The organism is Xenorhabdus eapokensis (assembly GCF_001908105.1).
Map to the genome: position 1 here is coordinate 61006 of NZ_MKGQ01000002.1, position 18024 is coordinate 79029.

General features: G+C 46.9%; 5 protein-coding genes. 3 read left to right on the forward strand and 2 right to left on the reverse strand.

Annotated features, from left to right (window positions below; genetic code table 11):
• Nucleotides 1–2: 2 nt before the first annotated feature.
• Both Xedl_RS39840 and Xedl_RS39845 read right to left on the reverse strand, forming a co-directional pair.
• Nucleotides 3–1358: an HlyD family type I secretion periplasmic adaptor subunit gene (locus tag Xedl_RS39840; protein ID WP_074022362.1), complete on the reverse strand. Its 1356-nt coding sequence runs from the start codon at nucleotides 1356–1358 to the stop codon at nucleotides 3–5.
• On the reverse strand, nucleotides 1351–3420 hold the full coding sequence (locus tag Xedl_RS39845) for a peptidase domain-containing ABC transporter (RefSeq protein WP_074022363.1): 2070 nt from the start codon (nucleotides 3418–3420) through the stop codon (nucleotides 1351–1353). The genes Xedl_RS39840 and Xedl_RS39845 overlap by 8 nt, the downstream gene beginning before the upstream one ends.
• A gap of 588 nt (nucleotides 3421–4008) precedes the next feature.
• Between Xedl_RS39845 and rtxH the strand changes: the two genes are divergently transcribed.
• The 3 genes from rtxH to rtxA are packed head-to-tail and all read left to right on the forward strand — an operon-like array spanning nucleotide 4009 to nucleotide 17940.
• Nucleotides 4009–4374 (forward strand): protein RtxH, encoded by a 366-nt coding sequence (gene rtxH, locus Xedl_RS39850; protein ID WP_074022364.1) that lies wholly within the window; start codon nucleotides 4009–4011, stop codon nucleotides 4372–4374.
• 34 nt (nucleotides 4375–4408) lie between these two features.
• A complete protein-coding gene (gene rtxC, locus Xedl_RS39855) occupies nucleotides 4409–4870 on the forward strand; it encodes an RTX toxin-activating lysine-acyltransferase RtxC (RefSeq protein WP_074022365.1) in 462 nt (153 codons plus the stop codon).
• A 26-nt stretch (nucleotides 4871–4896) separates the two neighbouring features.
• Nucleotides 4897–17940: an MARTX multifunctional-autoprocessing repeats-in-toxin holotoxin RtxA gene (gene rtxA / locus Xedl_RS39860; protein WP_074022366.1), complete on the forward strand. Its 13044-nt coding sequence runs from the start codon at nucleotides 4897–4899 to the stop codon at nucleotides 17938–17940.
• Nucleotides 17941–18024 lie beyond the last annotated feature (84 nt).

Below are 18024 nucleotides of genomic sequence, written 5' to 3' on the forward strand. Positions count from 1 at the left end.
GATTATTTCTCTCTCAACGCTTCAGATTGATATTCCTGGATTGGGCTGAGCAGGTAATCAATGACTCTTCGCTGATCTGTTTTGATTTCCGCAACGATAGACATACCTGCTGTAATTTCAACCGGTTTCCCATCTACCATAATGTTGTTCTGTCTGAGGCTGATTTGCGCGGGAAAAACCAGACCTAACCGTTCATCGGTGGTGGAGTCCCGCGAAATACTCAATAACTCTCCTTCAATCGTGCCATAGCGGGTATAAGGAAACGCATCGACTTTTACGGTGACAGGCTGACCAGGCCGGACAAAACCGACATCTTTGTTCAGGATCTGGATTTCAGCCAGTTGTACATGCTCGTCAGGAACAATCACCATCAAATTCTGCGCAGGTTGCAAAACAGCGCCGAGGGTGTGGACGCTCAATTGTTGAACCGTGCCAGTGACGGGAGAGCGCACGACCTCAAGTTCTTCCCGCTCTTGCATTTTAGAAATTTCTTGTTGTGTTACTACTAGCTGTATTTTTGCCTGTTTTCTTTTCTCAAACCATTCCCGCTCTTTTTTGATTTTGACGCTCTTTAATTGCTCCTCCTGGCTCTTGTATTTCGCCATCAGAATATTGAGTTCCGATTTTTGTTGCGCGATCACCCTTTCTGTTTCCAGAAGTTCCTTTTCTTGTTCGAGGTATTCCACCTTGCTGATAACCTGCTTCTGGCTCAATGTTTTTCGTGCCTGCAAACGCTGGCTGATATTTTCGTGCAGATGGGTTAATGACCGTATATCGCTATTCCGCGCTTTTTGGGAAGTCAGGTTCTCTGTCATTTCCGCATGAATAGTGGTCATAATTGAGTCGAATTCCTGCTTTTCGTGGGCATAATGTGCCAGAATGCTTTCCTGCTTAGCGGCGGATTGCTGCTGGAAAAGCAGCAGAGATTTGGGGTCGTGTTTTTCAAGCAGCGCTTGATAACGAATTTCCTCTTCCGTCAGGTAATCGCGTTGCTCGATCAAACGGGCAATATCTTGATTGACGCCGAGCGTATTGAGTGTCAGCAATGGCGCTCCTTTCTCAACATGCTGACCATTGGTGACATGAATGGCGATCAAGCGGCTCTGCTCATAAGCCTGAATGATTTGGGAACGGCCAGAAGCGATCAGGCGTCCGGTTGCAGTTGCCTGCACATCCAGTTTCCCCAGACAAGCCCATAGCAGAGCAACCAGAACGCTAATGCTCAGGGTTATTGCGGTATAACGGGCGAACGGGGAAGGTGGGCGTTGTGACAAAGCCAAGTGGGTCGGTAAAAAATCATAATGCGGGTTGGCAGTACGTAACTGTTTGATCCCTCTGCGCAAGATAGCCTTAAACATGGGCAGGCTCCTCCTGTGTTGTTTCCTGTTTTAGTTCTTGTTGTAACTGCCAAAGTTTCCGATAGTGTTTGCCTTGTTGCAGAAGCTGTTCATGGCTACCTTGTTCGATGATTTGGCCTTGATGTAACACAATGATGCGGTCACATTGGCGTACTGTGGAGAGCCGGTGTGCAATGGTAATGACTGTTCTGCCTTGAGCAATAGCAGCCATGTTGGATTGAATAACGGCTTGCGATTCATCATCCAGTGCACTGGTGGCTTCATCAAGGATCAAGATTTTGGGCTCGGATAACAGCGTTCTGGCAATGACAAGACGCTGTCGCTGCCCGCCTGATAGCGATTGCCCGCCTTCGGCGATCACCGTGTCATACCCCATCGGCAATCTGAGAATAAAACCGTGTGCGCCTGCCAGCTTTGCGGCTTCAATGACAGCGGATAACGGGGCGTCAGGGCAGGATTGGGACAAATTCTCATACACCGTTTTATTAAATAGAAAGTTTTCTTGCAGAACGATGCCAATCTGCTGCCTGATGGATCCAATATTGAAGTTTTGCAAGGGAATGCCATCCAGCGTGATAGTCCCACTTTCTGGGGTATAAAGCCGTAACAGCAAACGTGCAAGGGTACTTTTTCCTGAGCCAGAGGTTCCGACGACGCCTACAGTTTCCCCCGCCCGAATATTCAGAGTGAAATGGTTGATGGTGGGGGGGAGATCGGGTTGATAGCGAAAGACGATATCAGAAAATGAGATAGCCCCGTGCAAGGCAACCCGTTCGTTGCCTGATTGCTGCTCTGTTGGCAGGTTCAGCATATCTCCCAGCTTATCGATGGCAATGCGTGAACGGATAAATTGCCCCCAGAGCTGCACCAACTTAGCCAGAGGCTGCTGGGTGTGGCTTACCATCATATTGAAGGCAATCAATTGACCAATGGTCATATGTAGGGAAAGCACTTGCGAAGCGCCCAGCCAGATAATGACCGCACTGGTGACTTTTTGTAGTACCGTTACCAGATGACCGGAACGATTATCCCATTGCTGTACATCATAACTGGTGCTGACCATCTTTTCCGTCTGGCTATCCCAACGGCGAATAAAGCGAGGTTCAGCGGCGAGGCTTTTTAGTGTCTCAGCACCGGCAACGGTTTCGGTCAGGAAAGAGGTGTTCATTGCCGCATGAGTGAACTGTTTTTCCACCGCTTTTTCCATTTTCGGTGTCACCCACCAGGCCAGCAGGGCATAACAGGGTAGGGTAAGCAGGAAAATCAGGGTCAACATAGCGGACAACAGGCTCATGACATAAATAAATACGAACATGAACAAAACGTCGATACATAAGGTGAACATGGAACCGGTTAAAAATTCCCGAACCGTTTCCAGCTCCCGTACTCGTGTCACAATCGCGCCCACCTGGCGGGATTTAAAAAACAGCAACGGCAGGCCAAACAAGTGCTTAACCAGTTTCAGGCCAAGTTTTATATCAATCCGGTTGGCGGTGTGGGCATACTGGTATTCACGTAATCCCCGCAAAATAATCTCAACCAATCCAGCCGCCACCAGCCCAAAAATCAGCACATCCAAGGTGGAAAATGCCTGATGTACGAGAACTTTGTCCATAACAACTTGCACAACCAGTGGGGAAATAAGTGCCAGAATTTGCAGAACGAAGGAGAACAGGAGGATCTCCGTAAGGTTCTTCTTTTGCCTGATAAATTCAGGAATAAACCAGCGAATATTAAATTGGTTGCTTTTTTGTTTTATTTTTATCCACTTGCCATTCCATAGATTGATAAATTCTTCTTTACTTAATATCTCAGATGTTTCTTGATGGGGTTTTTGGATTAATACCCGTTGATCATCATATTTTGCCAGAATAAAGGGTTGTCCATCATGGCTAAACAAAATGGCAGGCAGTGATAGGGTGCCTAACTTCTTATTTTTAGAGTGCTTATTTTTAATGCTAATATTACATTCTTTTTGCAGCTTGTTTAGAGTAGAAATATAATCATCACCATCATTTAAGTTTTTATTTGATGGGGCTGTATGATCCTTATTAGATATCATTACTATTAAATTAATTAATGATATTATTGTTTTTTCTATTTCATTCATTAAATTAAATCTATTTTAAATAAAAAATTACATTTTTGATGTAAAGAGATAACCTGAAAAAAATAAGGCATTATATTTATTAAATAATCTTAACAAAATCTCTTAAAAGATATTATCTGCTATCAAAAAGCCTATGGATGTCGGTGATTGGAACAAAATGTCGAGCCTAACCAGACATTTTACTATTTATATGTTGATCTTAGCCAATAAATAGATATATCTTTATCCAACGTTATCGGTAAACCCTGATTGGTAACTCATTATCAATATACCATCTGGAACGTAGAACATACTTAAGTTGGTTTATACTTTACTTGCTATTTTGTATTTTGGATAGCTCTTTTAAAAAGAGCGTTACTGCAAGATAATAACTATTGAAAAATAAGGGAAATATAATTTAATTTAGCTTACTCAGAACGTTGTAGCAAGCAGGTTAAATCATAAATGAACCCATCATGTATATGGATTTATTTATGATTTAATCATTTTAATTTAATATTGTTTTAACATTAAATTAATATTTATTTAATGGGTAATGCTATGTCTGAAAAATTTGTTCAAACTATCTCAAGCGTTAATTATAACAAAGGCGTATTTTCTCTCTATTTTGTAGGCCAAGAGCCAAATAGAATGGCCAATGGTGTGCTGGCGGAAAATGATCAGGAATTACAGTTAAAACAAGTTATTCATATGCCAGCTTCTGGTTTTATGTATATGGTTTCTATGGTCAAAAGTATGCTGGAAGATCCAAGAATGGAAGCCGAAATCAATAAGCTGATTGCCGCAGGCTTTTTGCCGGTGCCTGAAATTAATGAAAGCGAAAAACCGGCTGAAACAGAAGTGGCTATTTCAGAATCGACGGAACCCAAAAAACGTTCACCACGTCATTCTGCAACATCAAAATAACATCAGCCAAATTCTATCAGGCAGTTGCTAATCTATGATGATTACACATCAACCGGCAACACTGAGCGCGAATGAAATACAGGCAATGATTGGTGGGGTGATGTTGCTTTGTCAGCATTCCCCCTTGCACCGGCGTTATTTAGTTGCTGAATGGCAACAACGTATCTTGCCTGCATTTCAGCTTAATCAGTTTTGCTATTACGAAGATGAACATCAACGCCCAGTTGCTTTTTGTAATTGGGCTTTTTTGTCTGACCGGAGTCGGGATGCGATTCTTGCCGGAGAACGGGAAATTTCGCGGGAAGACTGGCGTTCCGGTCAGCATATCTTTTTTCCAGAGATGATCGCGCCCTTTGGACATGCGCGGGATATTGCCTGCGATCTGCGTCGGCGTGTCTTTGCCGCCTGGAAAGGGCAAAAAGCCTGTACAGTCAGGGGAACTCTGGATGTTCCAAATAACCGCTGTATCCGTCGGGTACAGTGGTTTATTGTTTAATTTCTGCCCAACATCAGGATTATTTTATGGGAAAATCATCTAGCCGCAGTGCAGAATACTTCTTTACTGAGAGATACGAAGATGATGATGATGGCAACGCAATACATGCCTTCGGCGTCGGCGTTAATGGTGTCATTAATGCTTATGGCGGAAATGACAACATAGTTGTCGGTTCTATTAATGTGACAGTCAATACCACCTGGGGTGACGACACTATTTCGGGCGCGACGGGCTATCTGAAAGTCAATGACACGAGTGGCAATCTGACAGTGAAAGGAGGCTCCGGTTTCACTGCAATCAACAAGACACAGAGTGGGCTAATCAGATTTGAGGGCGCCGCTGGTGGCGTGAAAATCCAGCATACCGGTGATAAGAGTGGCATCGATTATTCTGGCGCAGCCGGATACAACAGCATTACCCGCAAAGGCTTACAGGGTGATGTGAGCTTCAAGGGTGCAGGTGTATACAACGAACTCTGGCATGAAACCAATCAGGGAAATTTCTATTTCGCGGGAGCGGGTGGTGCAAACAAGATTGATCGTACCTGGTTCAACCGTTATCAAGGTTCCCTGGGGAATTTAACCTTCAAGGGTGCCGGAGCGGCAAATATTATTAGCTCCAGAGTTGAAAGTGGCAACATCGATTTTGAGGGAGTGGGAGCGGCCAACAGTATTGTTCGTCAAGGTAAAATGGGCGACGTCATATTACGTGGTGCGGGCGCGTCTAACCGTATTGAACGTACTCGTCAGGTAGATGATATATATTCTGAAACCAGCGGTGATATCCGGTTTGAAGGTGCTGGCGGTTATAACAGCCTCTACTCCGATGTTGCGCACGGTAATATCTCTTTCACGGGGGCGGGGGGCTATAACGAAATTACCCGCAAGGGCACCGCCAATGACTTCGGCAGCGAAGGGATGGAGTATGCCAAGGCCGAAGAAATTGTGCTGACCAATGCCACTATGAGCGGTACATGGGTTGGTGATTCTCATCAGGTTATGGGGCTTAAATTCACACGGGAGCCGAATACTTACCTGTTTGCCTTTGAGGATGGTGTTCACACTAAAATCAACAAAGTTCAGCTCAGTAATGATCCGGTAACTGGCAAACTAAGATACTTATCGACCGCCTGGTATAAAGAAGGGAAGCATCTCAAGGGGCTGGAAAAACAAGATATCTCTGCTCAAGGTGGCTTTAATTCTGTTAATACTGACGGCGCATATACATTGTCAAACCTGACTGTTGAACGACGGAAACAGGTAACGTTTAATGCAGTTGAGAAAAAACTGACCGAAAACGAATGGGTGAATTATGGTAATGGTGTCCAGATTGACGCGGCAGATATCACCTTGTCTGACGCTAAAATGGGCGGTTATGCCATTTACCGCGATGGAACCACCGTTGATGTCAAAGCCGTCAAATCCAACCGGATGCCAAACACCTATGTTTATTGTAAGCAACTTGGTGAATATACCAAGATTGTGGTGGTTGAGCTGAGAAACGATCCCAAAACCGGAACGCTGCAATACTTCGCCCGCCCTTGGTATAAAGAGGGGCACCATACAGCAAATCTGGCGAACGAAAATATCTCTTACGCTAACGGTTATCACGATATGGGAACCGGTAGCTATTCGCTGAGTGATATTCATTACCGCGTTAATGCTGTGCGCACAACATCCAGTCGTGTGCCTGATATGCATGAATACCGTGAACTTGATCTGTTCAAATCGGCAACGGTCAGCGGTGACAGTTCCGGTGATATTCATTATGCCGGTGCGGGTGGTGGTAACCTCATCAAGTCCAACGTCACCCGTGGCAATGTCAGCTTTAAAGGTGCTGGCATTGCGAATGTGATTGAACATAGCGCTGAGTTCGGTAACACCGAATTCAATGGTGGTGGTGGGGCAAACGTCATCATCAAAAAAGGCAAAGAAGGTAACCTGAATTTCAATGGTGCTGGCATTGCCAACGTATTGCTGCACCAAAGCCAGCAAGGTGAAATGAATGTTAATGCTGGTGGTGCGGCAAACGTATTGGTTCGCGTTGGTGACGGCCGCTATCTTGCTCACCTTCTGGCTGTTGGCAATATCTCCATTCATCAAGGTAATGGTGATAGCCGAATCGCGATGGGTGGCGGTTTTAATACCCATACCCAGATTGGCAACGGTGACGCATTGTGGTCTGGTATTGGTGGAGCCAATGTCCTGACCCAAGTAGGGGAGGGTAACGTTTCCTCCATTCTTGTGGGTGGCGCAAATGTTGTGACCAAAATCGGTGAAGGTGATCTGAAATCAGCGATGTTTGGCGGTGCTAATATTATTAGCCATATCAGCGCTGATACTTCCGAGACCAATGCTGCAAATAGCCAATCCTCAGATACGGCGGTAATCGCACTGGGCGGCGCTAATGTCCTGACGAAAAAGGGCAAAGGCGATCTCTTGTCTGTCATGGGCGGTGGCACCAACGTCCTGACCCATGTCGGTCATGGCAAAACTACCGGTGTTATGCTGGGTGGGGCGAATATCCTGACTAAAGTCGGTCATGGCGATACCACGGGCATTATGTTAGGTCTGGGGAACGTTTTGACTCACGCAGGTAATGGGCAAACACTGGGCGTTATGGCTGCGGCAGGGAATATCTTCACCAAAGCGGGTCATGGTACAACCATTGCGGCAATGGTCGGTGCCGGCAATATTTTCACCCATGTCGGTGATGGTGATGCCTGGGCATTGATGGGCGGTGCCGGCAATATCTTCACCAAAGTCGGCGATGGCGATGCCTTGGCATTGATGCTGGCATTCGGCAACGTCTACACCCACATTGGTGATGGCATGAGTGTTGCCTTGATGATCGCGAAAGGCAATATTGCGACCAAAGCCGGTAATGGTGATGCGTTGTCTGCCATGATTGGCAAAGGCAATATTTTTACCCAGATTGGTAATGGTTCCACTTTTGCTGCCATGATTGGCGGGGCGAACGTACTCACCAAAGTGGGTACGGGTTTGACTGCCGCGCTGATGGCGGGTAAAGCCAATATTTATACCCATGTTACCCGTATGGGTGAAGAAAGTACGAGCATCGGCCTGTTTGCGGGCACCGCCAATATTATGACTAAAGTGGGTGATGGCACAACGCTGGCGGCTATGTTCGGCGAAGCCAATATCATGACTCATATCGGTGATGGCTCGACGGGGGTACTGGCATTAGGCAAAGCCAATATCGTGACGAAAGTCGGTAATGATTTTATGGGCGTTGTGGCGGCGTCTGAAGCCAATGTGGTGACCCATGTTGGTCATGGCACTACGGCGGCCTTGTTAGCGGGCAAAGGCAATATTCTGACGAAAGCGGGTGATGGAACCGCGGTCGGCCTGTTGATTTCTAAAGTCGGCAATATCATGACCCATGTTGGTGACGGCACGACGGTCGGGTTTGCAAAAGGTGAAGCTAACATCATCACCAAAGTCGGTGATGGATTGGGCATCAATGCTGCCTGGGGCAAAGCCAATATCATCACCCATGTTGGTGAGGGTGATCGCTATAACCTCGCCAAAGGTGATGCAAATATCATTACCAAAGTCGGCGATGGTCAGGAAGTTACCGTTGTTCAAGGGCAAGCTAACATCGTGACTCAGATTGGTGATGGCGATAGTTTCAACGCATTATGGAGCCAGGGCAATGTTGTCACCAAAGTGGGTGATGGCATACAGGTCACGGCCGCCAAAGGTAAAGGCAATATCACGACTACCGCGGGTGAGGGGCTTAGCGTGACGGCTGCTCATGGCGACCTGAATATCAATACCAAAGTCGGTGATGGTGTTTCCGTCAATGTGGCTTGGGGCAAATTCAACGTTAATACCCATGTGGGTGACGGCCTGAATGTTTCAGTCATGAAAGGCAAGGGCAATGCCAATATCCATGTGGGTGATGGCTTGAACATCAATGCCTCTTATGCTCGTAACAACGTAGCCATTCAGGTGGGTAACGGTGATTTCTATAGTTTTGCGGTGGCGGAAAGCAATACCCAGAGCAATAAGCTGGATGCGTTTTTCGATAATATCAAGCAGACAGTGCTTGGCAGCGCGGGCAGTCAGGGCATCAATTATCTGGTGAATGGGGATGAAGCCAATACATCAGGAACCCATAAAGGCCGTGGTGCTATTGAGCTGCCGGAAGTCTCTTCTCTGAATGGCTTTAAGCTGACAGAAATGGATAAAATCACTTCTGATTTGAAGGACAGCTTGAAAGGTTCTGTGACGGGTGTTGATACGCCGGATATGGGGAATATCGAGCAAACACTCGGCAACGAAACACGCCTGAATCCCAAAAATCAGTCACGCAACTTGATTGTCAATGGTGATTTTGAGCAAGGCGACAAAGGATGGACATACACCAATGGCATTGAAGCTAGTCATTCAGCGAAGTCATACGGCCTGAGTACAGAAGGGCATGGCAATCGTGTCAGTGAGCTTGATGTCAAGGGTAACACGCATATCTGTCAGAATATCCAGAATTTGACAGAAGGCGAAGAAATTACCGTCAAATTCGATTTTGCAAGGCGTGTTGGCAGCTCTGCTGATAACGGGCTGGAAGTGTGGTGGAATGGTAAGGTTGTTTATGCGGCTGCCAATGGTAAAAGCGAGTGGCAAAACCAGACACTGACCTTAACCGCCAAGGCGGGCAAAAACCTACTGGGATTTTCTGGAATCGGCTTGGATGATGGCTTGGGCTACGTTCTGGATAACGTTTCGGCCACTTCATCCTCTTATCTGTCAGACAATGCTATTACTGACCATGTGCAGCAGGACAAGGCTGCCCATAACGCCTTGCAGGATAAAGAAAAGGCACAAGCGGATCGTCAGCGTTTAGAGCAGGAAAGAGATCAACAACTGGCCGCGATTGCGGGTACTCAGGCACAACTTGAGGCTACCGATCTGGATGCCCTGAACGCTAATGGTCAGGCGCAGCGTGATGCGATCAGAGACGAAGCTCAAGCGGTGACAGCGGAACTGATGGCGAAAGCCAAAGGTCTGGAAGCATTGGATAGCTATGCGGAATATCATGGGAGATCCGGTCAGCAATGGCGTGATCAGTTTGCCGTTGGTTTGCAGCAGCGTATTCAGACCGAATTGAACAAAGCTGACGAAATTGCGCAAAACCAACTGGATAATTCACAAAAAGCGGCGGTAAGACGGCTGGGTGATATCAAGGATGCTGTTGCCAAATCAGAAGTGGGAACACTCAAGGCCGAACATAATCATCAGAGTGCCAATCTGGATGTTGAACAGGCTCGTAATCAGGCTGAATACAGGGAAACAGAAGCCATCAGCCATAAGCAACGGGCTGAACAGGCAGAACACGATGGCACAGCCGCCGTGCAGCAAGCAAAACAGCGTGCTCGGCATGAAGTCACCGTAGCAGACAGTAAAACTGCGCAAGTACAACATGATGCTAAAGGTTCGAAACTGGATGGCAATTATAAGCCGACTCGCGCAGGTACAGCAGGTAGTGGACTGTCAGTGACCGCGGATAAAGCTCACGATGCTGAAAATATTGAAAAATTAGAGAGCACCAAGAGTCACATCAATCCTGAGTCGATTGTTCAGGCTGATGGCGGGTTCAGTGAAGAATTATACGATCTGGATGAAGATCTGGATGAACAATTGAGCGGTGCCAAAGAGGCATTGAACCGTTTACAGATCAATGCGGGAATACGTGCTAAAAAAGCGTCTGGTGGTTCTATCTTGACATCAATGCAGGGAGAAACATCGGCCAATCCGCCTGTTAGCCAGTCCACTCATACTGTAGCTGAATGGGTAAGAGACACCGCGAAAATTTCAGGCTTGGATCTCAGTGGCTTGCAAGCACTGGGTGAAGCTCTGGCTCAGCCAGAATCCATTGATACGTCAAAAGTGTCTGCGACGGCAGAAAGGGCACAAAAAGTGGCAGATGTTTATCATTGGCTGGATAGTGACAATGGTGCCACGACAGATAGCTACATTCCTGTCCCTGGCTTTAACCGTGTTGATGCAGATATTCCGGCTGATCTCAGACAGAAAATGGTGACCTTTGTTGAAGGCTACCTGAATGCTACAGAAAATAGCGTACCGAAAGACCAGATCACTTCTCTGGCGAAACTATTTGTTGATGCCACAATTGATTACAACTGGGATAAGCGCGTCGAATTCGTCTCAAGACTGGAAAGCTATGGCTATAGCTTCGAACCTGTACATGGCGACAAGAGTATCGTTTCATTTTGGTCTGGCAGAAACTTCAAGCAATACCGTGACATTCTTGATGCAGTACAGACTGATGGCAAGAAGGTAGTTTACGATATTGATGTAAAAGGTAACTCTTTTGCTATTGAGTTGAACAAGACGCTGCTGCGTTGGGGCGGTATATTCCTCGATTCTGACATTGCGGAACAGAAAGCCTTGCAATCGGTTATTAACGCTTCAGCATACAGCAATACCGGATTCTGGAGTTCTCTCTATGCAACCGGATCACGTGATGATGTCTATGTCATTGCGGAAGGCGGATTACGTCTTGGCAACTATTTCTGGAATGTTGAATTGCCGGTATTGCGTCAATTGCAGCGTGAAGGCTTGGTAGGCGAAATTCGCCTGCTGGATAAAGCGGCCAAAGAATATCAAGGAATGTCACCTGAATCCATTGGACGCAGATTGACAGAAGCGGGGGTTGCTGTAAAAGCCCGTTTTGATTCACTTAGTCTTGTTGAGCAGGAACGACTGCTGGCATTAGAACCCGACAAATATAAGCCGGATACATTAGTTGATCTGGATATCAAAACCAGTGCTATCGATAGCCTACTGAATCAAGCATTGCCATTCTATGCTTTGCGTACAGAACGTAATTTGTTGGTGCGTGAATCCGATGATGGCAGCTTTGACATCCGTCCGTGGCCGGGCAATAACAGTGACGCCGCCAAGACTATCATTGTGGAAGATCCAAATGACCCAGCGCAGATCAAAGCCGCTGAACGTTTTATCCTTGCCAACTATGAAAGTTACGACCAACTGCCTGAGTCATTGTGTCTGTCCGAAAAGCAAATTATTTCCCTCGATCACGGGCGTACCCGCATTATTGCTGAAAAAGTAGAGGGTAGCTGGAAATATAAGCCGGAAATTAACCTGATGTCTGTCAGCGAGTTGCAGGAAGCCGCTTACGTTAAGGGCAAAATCCTGGGTGACAGTTATCGTAATATTCTGGACGCGCTCAAAAGTTATGAAAACAGCCTGCAAAACCGCAGAGATTATGACCTTGAGGCGGTAGAAAAACTGACTCATTTGCGTCAACAGGTTGAAGGCTATTTGTTAGGACATCCGGACTCAGCACGTACACCCGCGTTGAAAAACGTGTTGTCACAGATCACTGTACGCATGGAAGAATCGCTGGTACTTGCTGATTCGACGGTGAACGCAGGCAAAGATAGTTTCAGTGAGTTATATAACAAACTGGGCAATGCCAACCTCAAAGATTCCAAACATCTTTATATGGATGAACAGGGGAATTTTGTTACCCGCGGTAAATCCAATATCCAGATTGCCATGAAAGCGGAAAGTGCAGAAAAAGCCATTGAACAGGTCAAGGCGGCTGTCACTAAAGAATATGGTCAATCAGTGGCTGACACGGTCTTTTCAAACTTGCCTGCCTCTGAGTTATCGAAAGATGGCAAGGGGATCGATATCTCCGGCTTAAGAAAGGTACATCAGGCGATTGAACAACAATTGTCTCCGGTCAGTGCAACCCTGTTTGTCTGGAAACCGAGTGATCACAGCCGCCTGGGACATGCTGCCCTGCAAATCGGGCAAGGGCGTGTTCAGATCAATGCAGAAGAGGCGGGTGAATTTAATGAGAAAAACTACGTCAGTTGGTGGCCAAAAGGCAGCAAATCCTCCAATTTCAGCGATATTCTCAATGTTTCTTCTGAGCAATACCCTGACTTGAGGATACGTTGGTATGACCTGAGTCAACCCGCGTCCCAGAATAATACGCTGGAACACGATGTCGCATCTGAAGAGCAAGATAACTTTGGTATGCAGGATGGGGAGCTCAAGCTGGAGAAATTTATTGAAAAACTCCAGATAGCCAACGGCATTGATGCAAAATTCAAGGATATCAGTGAAAGTTTTGCTATAGCTGCATTGGCAAATCCTCATCTATTACAATCTGCTGGTGTACCGGAAGCGATTTCCCGACCGTTTATCAAACAGTGGGAAGATGGTGGCGTTGATATGTTTGAAGTGGGCAAAGATTTTGCTGAGGCTCTGCGCAGGGCTGCCAGCCAATCACCTGAGCTGACAGAAAAACGCATCACCAACGTTATCCGCCAGTTTGCCGAACGAGAGTTGAGCAATATTCAGGACTTCAAAGCCAGTGAGGGCGACCAAGGGCGTGTATTCCGGATTAATCTGGCGGGATTGGACGCGGCAGCAATGCAGGTGGAATGGCAGAAAATCAGCCAAAACCCTGATGCCCGTTATCAACTCCTGACCGACAACTGTTCCAGCATTGTTGCCAGAGTACTTAAGGCTGGTGGTGCCGATAAAGTGATTGGTCATGCGTGGCGGCCAAAATTGGGTATCTGGACACCAACCGAGTTGTTCAATTTTGCGCAGGCATTGCAGGAAGCACAGATTGAAACAAACCTGCATAAGCCGAAGCAGGTTGCAGGCGAAGAGCTGGAAGCACTGGGTCATTCTGGTAAAAAAGATGAAGTGCTGGAAAAAATTGCCATTGATAATGACGGCACACCACCGCGTGACAGGGAGCCATTCAATCCAGTAACTCGCTTCCTTAACGATGAACTTTACGGCGCCAGAGAAAATCGCCGCAATGTCGATGATGACACTCAACTTATATTGAATGAAGCTGTCAGCAAAGGTACAGCGGATAAAATCACGCTACAGGGTGAAGCGGGACGTCTGACAGGTTATTACCATAATGGTGATCAAAAAGATCAGGGTGAACATAACTTAGCGGAAAATAGTCCGGCGAAAAAAGTGGTGCTTTTCATTCATGGTTCCGGCTCATCTGCGGAAGAGCAGGCGAGTGCTATCCAAAGCCACTATCAAAAACAGGGTGTTGATATGCTGGCGGTGAACATGCGGGGCTATGGCGCCAGCGATGGTCATCCAAACGAAAAAGGGCTGTATCAGGATGCCCGTACCATGTTCAACTATCTGGTTAATGATCGCGGTATTAAGCCCGAAAATATCATTATTCATGGCTATTCTATGGGTGGGGCAGTCGCGGCAGATCTTGCCCGTTATACAGAGCGCAACGGACAGGCGGTTTCCGGTTTATTGCTTGACAGACCAATGCCAAGCATGACTAAAGCCATTACCGCCCATGAAGTACCAAATCCAGCGGGTATCATCGGGGTGTTGGCGAAGGCGGTTAATGGCCAGTTTTCGGTTGAGAAAAATCTGCATGGTATCTCGAAGCAGACACCGATCATGCTGTTGACCGATAACGAAGGATTGGGCAACGAAGGCGAAAAACTGCGTGCCAAACTGGTTGTGGCGGGTTATCCGGTGTCGGGTGAACAAACCTTCTATGGTCATGAAGCCAGCAATCGGTTGATGCACCAATATGCCGATCAGATTGTCTCAGCGCTTTCCGCCCCTCGGCGTGAAAACGGCAGCATAAAAGCGGGTGTAGAGATTGATGGTGCTGACGAGGTGAAAAAACCATTGGGTAATAACTCACCGGAAAGCCATATTCATGTGAATAACCAAGATGTTGATTCTTGGGGCAATGTTGATGTCAAACCACAGCCTGAAAGTAGCGAGAGCCGTTTTGCTGGTCAAATTATTATCCAGACAGAAAATGATCCGGTGGTTGCGCAAGCCGCCGCGAACCTGGCAGGTAAGCATCCAGATTCCAGCGTGATCGTTCAACTTGATGCCAACGGTCAATATCGCGTGGTGTATGGTGATCCGGCTGTCTTGTCCGATAAATTACAGTCCGGCAAATTACGCTGGCAAGTTGTTGGGCATGGGCGTGAAGAGTCAGTGCAGAATCATACGCGCATGAGCGGTTACAGTGCGGATGAACTGGCGCTGAGACTGAAACAGTTGCGCGCGGATTTCAAACTGGCAGGCACACCAGACCATATCAGCCTCGTGGGTTGTTCTTTGATAGGCGATGACAACCGCAATGGTTTCGCTCACCGCTTTATTTCGGCACTGGATAAGCAGGGTATTCGTACCACCGTATCGGCGCGCAGCAGTGAAGTTGCGGTAGACAGCGTCGGCCGCAAATACACCAAAGATACGCAGGCACAATGGGTGCACAAACTCACGGACAATAAGATCCTGTTGGGGTGGAATGATCAAGGGGAAGTGGAAAGCCACACGGATCGAATCCGTCGCGGTATTTCTGAAAATAACATCAGCCTGTCCCGCGTAGGTCAGACCGATATTGATGCAAAAGCACAAGGTGCTATTGCGGGCAATACCGAAACATTCCATGCACCCAAAATCGATCATGTAAAAGATGACAATAAATCGGTCATTCCAGCGGAATCATCAAACAAGCAACTGAGTTATTCCGGCAATATTCAGGTACAGATTGGTGATGGTGAGTTTACAGCCATTAACTGGGGAACCACCAATGTCGGGATCAAGGTCGGTACAGGCGGCTTTAAGTTTCTGGCCTTTGGGGATAACAATGTGATGGTTCACATTGGTGATGGTAACAGCAAACACAGTGTTGATATTGCCGGTTATCAGGCATTAGAAGGGGCACAACTGTTCGTAGGCAACCGTAACATCAGTTTTAATATGGGACGCAGTAACGATCTGATCGTTATGTTGGATAAATCTATTCCAACACCGCCACTGGTTAACCCATTTGGTGGTGCAGCGCGTATTTCTGGTGTATTGCAAAACATTGCCGGATCGTTTAACTCACCAGATTGGCTGGAGACGCAAGACCAGCAATGGACATTGGCAAGTGCGAAAAAATATGTCAGTGATCTGTCCGGTCTCGATTTGACCAGCGGTGTGGACTATCAAACCTTGACAGATCTCGGTTCGCAAAATGAACGTAGCAGCCGTGGCCTGAAAAGTGATCTCGAAAGCACCCTGAACAAGCAATACAACCAGTGGCTGGGTAGAAATGGCAATACGCCTGAAATGAGCAAAATCAGTCGGGCAGATAAATTCCGTCAAGCGAATGAAAAACTGGCCTTTAACTTTGCTGTTGGCGGGCAGGGGGCTGATATTCAGGTCACGACCGGTAACTGGAACTTTATGTTCGGTGACAATATCCAGTCGATTCTGGATACCAACATGGGATCGCTGTTTGGTTTGATGACGCAGGGATATACCCCAACGGGCATGGCGAAAAATACGTTTACCTTTAGCCCGACAGACTTGCCACGTCAGATCAAAAACAAATTGCTGGGGAACCTGGCAGGCGTCAGAGCGGATACCACGCTGGCGGATATCTTTGGCGTGGATTATACCCCGCAATGCGGTATTGTTTCCCGCTCAGGTCAATCTGTTGACGGCGTTGCCATTCTGCGCGAAATGCTGGAAATCATCGGTGAATTCAGTGGTGATCAACTGCAAGCCTTCACTGATTCGGAAAAATTTATCAACAGTCTGAAAGCCAGTTTGAATATGGGGGCTGATGGTGTGAAATCTTTTGCGGAAAGCCACGGTCTAAAAGCAAAAGCACCTGATGAAAAGCAAGACGAACTTGTAACCATTACTAAAGAGGGTGATGTAGTACCAGAAACAGCCAACTCTCAGGCCGATCGTGATTTTGGGTTGACTTCCCTGAATCTGCCAAATCTGTTTGCTACCCTGTTCCATCAGGACAAACAGGTCGAAATGAAATCGCTGGTCACTAATCTGAAACAGAACCTGACAGCCGACTTGCTGAATATGCAGGATAAAACCTTCGATTTCCTGCAAAAGAGCGGCCATCTGCAAGGTGATGGTGATATCAACATTTCTCTTGGTAACTACAACTTTAACTGGGGCGGTGACGGTAAAGATCTCGGTGCTTATCTGGGAGAAAATAACAACTTCTGGGGCGGTCGTGATGATGACGTCTTCTATTCCGTAGGCACCTCGAATATCTTTACAGGTGGCGAAGGCAATGATACGGGCGTGATGATGGGGCGTGAAAACATGATGTTTGGTGGTGCAGGCAACGATGTTGCGGTATTGGCTGGACGGATTAACTACGCCTACATGGGAGACGGTGATGATCAGGTCTTTGCCTTTGGTGAAGGCGGGGTGATCAACGGCGATAAAGGACGTGACTACATCGTGGCTTCTGGTGACTTCAATCTCATTGATGCCGGAGAAGATCAGGATTACGTTGTGACCATCGGCAATAACAATCAGGTGGATTTGGGAGAAGGCAACGATTTTGCCACGGTATTCGGCAACTACAACTGGATCGATGGTAACACGGGCAACAATTCCATTAAATTGATGGGTTATCACGCTGTCATCAACGGTGGCACAGGTGACGATCATTTGATCGCCGATGTGGTATCGAAGTTCAGCCAGCTTAACGGCGGTGATGGTGATGATCTGCTGATACTGGGCGGATACCAAAACCGCTTTAAGGGCGGCACAGGTGTGAATAGCTTTGTAGTCAGCGGTGATGCCATCGATAACGTGGTTGAAGATATCAAGCAAGGTGACAAGATTATTTTCAACGATATCAACTGGCAAAACCTGTGGTTCCAACGCAGCGGTTACGATTTGGTGCTATTGACCCAGCGTAATATCAAAGATACTTCCGCACAGGGGCAGTTTGAAGCAATGGGTTCTGTGACTTTCGACAATTACTTCAATGGTAACCGTGCGGATATCATCACCCAAATGGGGGATAAAGATGCACAGGGCGAGCGTGAATATACGGCACTGTCTGCCAATGCGGTGGATTCTCTGGTGCAGGCCATGAGTGGATTCGCGCCGAATATGGGAGACAGCGGCTTTATTGATTCGCTTGATAGTAAATCGAAATCAACCATTGTGACGGCTTGGTCGGATACCATTAATGGAAAATCCAAACTAGTCTAATCGTTTTATTAAATAAATTTGATTAACAAAATGGCTCATAAATATGAGCCATTTTTCAATTGACGTGTTATCGGGATTGATTTT

Excerpts from the sequence above, each read along its gene's own strand:
- Xedl_RS39840 (WP_074022362.1), bottom strand. The coding sequence starts at position 1,358 with ATGTTTAAGGCTATCTTGCGCAGAGGGATCAAACAGTTACGTACTGCC.
- rtxC (WP_074022365.1), top strand. The coding sequence starts at position 4,409 with ATGATGATTACACATCAACCGGCAACACTGAGCGCGAATGAAATACAG.
- Xedl_RS39845 (WP_074022363.1), bottom strand. The coding sequence starts at position 3,420 with ATGATATCTAATAAGGATCATACAGCCCCATCAAATAAAAACTTAAAT.
- rtxH (WP_074022364.1), top strand. The coding sequence starts at position 4,009 with ATGTCTGAAAAATTTGTTCAAACTATCTCAAGCGTTAATTATAACAAA.
- rtxA (WP_074022366.1), top strand. The coding sequence starts at position 4,897 with ATGGGAAAATCATCTAGCCGCAGTGCAGAATACTTCTTTACTGAGAGA.